General features: G+C 43.5%; 3 protein-coding genes. All 3 read left to right on the top strand.

The window, feature by feature from the left end; genetic code table 11:
• The first annotated feature begins 281 nt into the window (after window positions 1–281).
• The gene (locus tag V7K25_RS14895; RefSeq protein WP_335159130.1) at window positions 282–2,489 is read left to right on the top strand and encodes a hypothetical protein; all 2,208 of its coding nucleotides are present in this window, start codon (window positions 282–284) and stop codon (window positions 2,487–2,489) included.
• A gap of 80 nt (window positions 2,490–2,569) precedes the next feature.
• Entirely contained in the window at window positions 2,570–2,698 is a 129-nt protein-coding gene (locus tag V7K25_RS14900; protein WP_335159132.1) for a hypothetical protein, read from the top strand.
• Window positions 2,699–3,237: 539 nt separating this feature from the next.
• The gene (locus V7K25_RS14910; protein ID WP_335159134.1) at window positions 3,238–5,466 is read left to right on the top strand and encodes a COG1470 family protein; all 2,229 of its coding nucleotides are present in this window, start codon (window positions 3,238–3,240) and stop codon (window positions 5,464–5,466) included.
• Window positions 5,467–6,000: the final 534 nt, after the last annotated feature.

Raw genomic sequence — 6,000 nt, forward strand, 5'->3', positions numbered from 1 at the left:
GCTAAGAAATAACAAAACGATCCAGAGTGGAATGGCACTAGGATAACGGCAAATCCCTTGTTCATAATCTTCATGTTTTGCCTCAAATGCCACTTATGAATCCAATCAAAATACCTGCATAATTCTATTGATTTGTCAATAACTTCTACTGAACTGGCACTAAGCCAAGGTTTCATCTTTTCTTAGTGCCATTCGACCCAGACTGAATTAGACAGAAGTCTGATCTATTCCAATCAAAGTTGTTATTCAATATTAAAACAGCCCAAATATTTCTCTTTACTATGCTTGCCAGCTCAATTATCGATGCTAGCTTGACTGTGCAAAATATAGCCTTTCGCCCCAGTGGGCCACCGGTTTCTTTTGGTGTCTCGGTGATCAACCGCAGCAATCAGTTTGCGTCGTTTCAACTTGAAATTAAAGCGGCGGGAGCAGGCGAGCAGAGTAACTGGTATCACCTTTCTCCAGATGTATCTACAGCTAAATCACCGGGCGATCGCACTGATTTTCAAGTTGAGATTTTAGACTCTCCCCTCCCTGATTTCGTCGGGATCGTCAATCTAACGGTGCGGATTTTTTCGCCCCAGCTCTCTGAAGAACGACGATTAGTTCTGCGATTAACGTTAGAACCTAGTGGTGAATTAAATCTACTGCGGATCGCACTAGCCGCGAAGCGGTTTCAAGTTTACCCTCGTAACGTCGTGGATATTCCCGTGACTGTTAAGAATGTGGGGTCGCAGCCTTCAGAAGTGCGCTTGCAGTGTGCAGAACTTGAGTCGTCCTGGCTAGTTGGTAGCTCAGAACAGTATATAGAAATTCCAGCAAATGGAGAGACAACAGCAACTTTCCAATGTCAGCCCCCTAGAGCAGATCGAGTTCCGAGCCGCGATTATCTTTTTGTCATAATTGCCAAAAGTCATGTGAGTTCTACCGTTGAAGTGCAAGGGATTTTAGAAGTTCTGCCCATTGGGTTCATGCAGTTTGAAGTCCAGCCTCAGCAGCAGTGTATCCCGGCTAAAAGACCCTGGCTCCCGAATTGGCGATCGCGTAGCAGTACCTTTCAATTGATGTTTAAGAACAATAGTAATCTGTTGCAAACCCTCGATCTTGAAGTACGAGGTCAAGACGCGAAACGATGCCAAATTGGGGTTAGTCCAGAAAAACCCGTTCTGCCATTGGGAGAAATAACTTCCACAAACCTAACCCTCTCTCCCCGTCGTCCCTGGATTGGCTGGTCGCAAAAACTCAAGTTTGAACTCAAGCCTTGGCTATCAGACCCAAGATTAGGGAGTAGCGATCCAGCAACCCAGATTTTATTCTTAAAGGTTTTCCCAATTGTACCTCTATGGTTATTAGTGGCATTGCTCTTAGCAATTGCAGCTGCTGTATTTAGACCAACGCCCATCACTCATCTGGCTGGCGTTAATGCCGTGCGACTCAGTGGCACGAGTGGCAGATCGCCGCTTGTAATGAGTGTCTCAGACGATTGTTCAATTCGCACTTGGGGCGTGACAGATTGGGGAACGCTAACCGCTCAGGGTGCTTTGAGCAAGGGGACGTTAGCCAAAACTTGCACCGATGCTCAACCTAACTCTTCCAAGGGACTTCTTGCGATTACTCAGCAAGCAATCCGATCGCTAGCATTAATTCCGGTGAAAAATAATCAGGTCTTTGCAGGTCTAGAGAATGGAACCGTTCAGGTTTGGGATATCAACACTGGCAAGGGACTCTATACGCTCAAAGACCCTAAAGACCAGACAAGCGATCGCATTTTGGACTTGATTTTTACTCGTAATTCTCTGACGCTATACACCAGCTATGGAAGCGGAACCATTCGGAGTTGGCAAAGACCAAGAGATGTCCGTTTTGACTCAAAGCCTGCTAAGGTTTTGAAAGTACCCGATCGCTTCGCATATCAAGCCTGGTCTTTAGCACTCAGTCCAGATGAAAAGATCCTTGTGAGTGCCGGACAGTTTAAGCGGCTTGTCTTGTGGGATGTCGCAAACTCGCAACCTCGGCAGCTAAAGCTCTCAGAGAATGCTCAAAATCGCGGAGAAAACGACTTTTTCTGGGATGTCAGCTTTGCGCCCAATACTCCTATCCTAGCAGCTTCTGATTCTGATGGTTACGTTACTCTTTGGGACTTAAGCCAATGTCAGAAAGCAGCCCGAAAGGCGTCGCCTAAAGAGCAACTTCCTCAGCAAAGCTGTAAACAACGGGCGAGGTGGCAGGTTTCAAAAACATCGGTTCGCAGCATTTTATTTACTCCAGATCAAAGATGGCTGGTGAGTGCAGGCGATGATGGTCAGATCCTGGCCTGGCGTCTAACCGCAAACTTCACTCCCGATCTGACTCAAAAACCGAAGCAGATCGCAACCCTGTCCAGCAGGATTACTTCCTTAGACTTGATTGCTAAAGAGCAGGGGGTTTGGATTGCCAGTGGCTCTGATGATGCACAAGTTCGCCTCTATCGCTTTAACCCAGATGAATAAAAGTTACTGACAAAAAATAGTCCAGTGCAATGATTGATAAATACCCTAAAAATCTTATAGTCTGCTACTTACCTCTGAGTATGCTTATATTACTCAGCAGTATATCTTTAAGTCCACTGAAAGCTCAGGCTGTTGATACTACACAATTACCAACTAATAATTTCAAGGCGATCGCTTCACCGTTCGTCTTGACTGGGGCGTTCCTTTAGTATCTGTTAACTCATCAAATGGGAAAACATTACAAGAAAACGCTCTATATTTTAGTTTACTTTATAATCCGTTTTAAAATAAAGCAATCAAGAGCTATCTGAATGTTAAACACCAAGAATAAATATTAAGTTGACTGCAAACAAAACATAGTTGGAAACTTGGCGAACTTGAGTATAAATTAGCATTTAAATATGATGTAACCTATGAGTCCAAAGGCAAGCTATAAGACTAATATTTGATTTCTGCAAAAGCTCGGTAAAACTCGAAAAGCCTAACTCTTTATTTCCGAATCCCCACTCCCAGCCTACGCAGATAACTTCAACAATCAAATACGATTCTTATATTATGACTTGTTTGATGCGACAGTAATTAGTTGGAAGAAAACTACACTTGTTAAATCCAAAAGCTGATTTTACCACAACGACAACTATTTTTTCTAATTTCGATAAAGTTGCATTCTGGACATTTTCTTTTTTTATTGTACAACTACCATTCCATTTCAGCAACGCCATATTCCTTTACTGAAGATGCTGTAGAGATGTTGAATCTTATAACACCACTCAAAGTTATACTGAATCCTCCCACCCACCTAGAGGGTTTCCCAGGGGAGAGTGTTACCCTTGACATCAGTTTGATTAATCAAGGCGAGCAGGGAGCCACAATTGATGTGTTTGTCGATCCCACGACTCAAACTCTGCTGTCATGGTGTCCATCTGCAAGAAAGCGGGTCGCTCTCGACTCTCAACAGGCTTGTGAAGTCAGCCTACTCTTTGAAATTCCCTCAGACGCTCTACCAGGAAGTTATCCCTACACGGTAGTAGTAGATGCCCCAGAGCATTATCCAGAAGAGACTCCGATTCATTACCCAACCCGTCTTGAAGTTCTAGTCAAAGAGCAGACTGTTATACGGTCACAAAACCTTACCTTTTCACTTAGCCCAGCAACTAGTCCCGTTCAGCCCTTACTAGTTCAGCCCAACCAGCACCAGAGGCTATCAGTAATCGTGAATAACCACTCCAGTCGGGTAGATCGGTTCCGGCTCTATTGTCTTGACTTGGATAAAACGTGGTTCACGATTCAATATCCTTCTAACGAACTGAGTGAGTTAGGTGTCGTTTCCAGTACCGATGGTTTGGAGCTTAATCCTGGAGGTCAAGGCGAAATCATTATTGAGTTCCATTATCCAATAAACATGCCTGCTGGTCACTATTCACCGACTCTCCAGCTCATTTCTGATAATGCCCCAGAGCAGGTCTTTTTGGATCTGGTGTATTTAGAGGTAAAGCCAAAATTTCACTTGAGTGTTGAACTGGAGACTATTCTTGGAAAAGTCAGCCACAGTCCAGGACAGTATCGACTTACACTGACAAATCACGGGAATTCAATTCGAGAATTAGCCATAAGTGCTAGCAGTCGAGATGAAACGGAGTTGTGCAACTATGTTTGCAGTCCGTCTTCTGTCAATTTGTTGATTGGCGAAACAGCAACGATTAGTCTAACCATTTATCCCAAACAGAAATGGCGACGTCCCCTCTTTGGGTATGGCTTAGAACTACCGTTTCAAGTCAATCTTCAAGATATTCAAGCATTACCGACGCCAGAAAAGTTACCGATAGGGTTATTAGTCTGGAAAGCACGTCCTTGGTGGCAATTTCTGCTGTTACTGCTAGCAGGGGTTGGTGCATTGTCGGGACTCGGCTTTTTGATTTGGTTTGTGTTTCTTAAACCCACTCCCTCGCCAATCGTGGCAGAATTCAAACCGGATAGCGCTAGCTATACGGAGGGAGGCAGGGTACGCCTAAACTGGACGATCTCGAATTCAGATCGGCTTGAGCATCTGGTGATTTATGTAACCAAAGATCAAATTGCGAGCAGTCCCCAAGTTTACGACTTTCGTCAAGGCTTACCGACAGAACTGAACCGTTATTGCCAAATTAGCGATCGCAATTTAACCTGCACTAACGTCGATACAGGTGCCCGACTGGCGGGAAAATACACCTTCCAACTTCAAATTAAGGCAAAATCAGCAGAAAACCCTATTCAGCAGAAACTTGATGTCGTAATTCAACCTAAGCCACTGCCACAGGTGGTAAGAATTGTAGCACGCCAGTCTCAACTTGAAAAAGGGAAACCCTTAACCCTTAGTTGGAATATCAAGAATTTTAGCCAACTTGGTCAGCTTCAGGTTATAAGTCAACTCAAAGAGGATAAACCAACGCTCCTCAAGACTTATGATTTTCAAAAACAAATTCCTCCAGAACTAACGAAGCAATGTCAACTTCCAGTCAACGAAACATTGAGTTGTTCCAACGTGGATATAGGGCTTCCAGCTAAACCAGGCGACTATACGATTAGCCTTCAACCTGTGTCTAGTGGAAGTCAAAAACAATCGCCGCTCTCTAAAGCAATTCAAGTTCAGTTAAAGGCAACACCCCTTCAAATTATGGACTTTACGCTCAATAATCAAAGTTCAGAGACGAATCCCTCAATGTTCTTAAAAGTTGGACAAGTTGTGACTCTCAACTGGAAGGTACAGGGAGATGGTGCTAAGGTTAAACTCGAACCTTTAGGTGATGTCCCAGCTAGCGGTTCTAGGACATTGAAAGCAACCACAAGTCTTTCTCAAATTGTCCTCACGGCTGAAACCGAACAAAATCAATCAGTCAAACGTGCGTTTTTGCTTCAAGTTGATACGCCAAAACCGCTTCTGAAGCCGACTAATACCGATTCTTTAAAAATAAAGCTACAGATGACAAAGCAAAATTAACGAGTTCAACACGAATTCTACTTGAGCTAAAATGTCACCTTTTTTGATGGCTGAAATTTGTTCTTTGCAGAGCATTCATTCGTCTCAAAGAAAGTATTTCACGAACGAATAAGCTTTTTCTACCTAAAAATTTTTGGACAAGCCACGCACCATCGCTGCATCCTACTGTACGTTTAAATTAGCGATCGCCCCATAGCACAGCTCTAAGAAGGTTAGACGCAACACCTCGTAGACATCGCCTGATCGATCCTCCGCCCGATGCTCAATGGGTTAAAGCTTCAAATCTCTATTTGTCATAGCTTAGAGCTTTTATTAGTGCCATTCGCAATATGTACTTTTTCAAGTTGGCTACTGGAAAAGTCATGGCTAATTTTCATTGTCAAATAGACTTGACCTATTTGTAATTTAATGCTTTGTAAAATTAATTCCATAATGAGATAAAGGTATCGGCTCAATAATCAGGGGTAGGCAGTTATTCAGTCTGCCACGACCAACCAAACAGATTAGGAGCAGTCTTGTTGCGAATTATTTGGG

The sequence above is a fragment of the Nostoc sp. genome (assembly GCF_036919495.1).
Lineage (GTDB): Bacteria > Cyanobacteriota > Cyanobacteriia > Cyanobacteriales > Nostocaceae > Nostoc.

Excerpts from the sequence above, each read along its gene's own strand:
- V7K25_RS14895 (WP_335159130.1), top strand. The coding sequence starts at position 282 with ATGCTTGCCAGCTCAATTATCGATGCTAGCTTGACTGTGCAAAATATA.
- V7K25_RS14900 (WP_335159132.1), top strand. The coding sequence starts at position 2,570 with ATGCTTATATTACTCAGCAGTATATCTTTAAGTCCACTGAAAGCTCAG.
- V7K25_RS14910 (WP_335159134.1), top strand. The coding sequence starts at position 3,238 with ATGTTGAATCTTATAACACCACTCAAAGTTATACTGAATCCTCCCACC.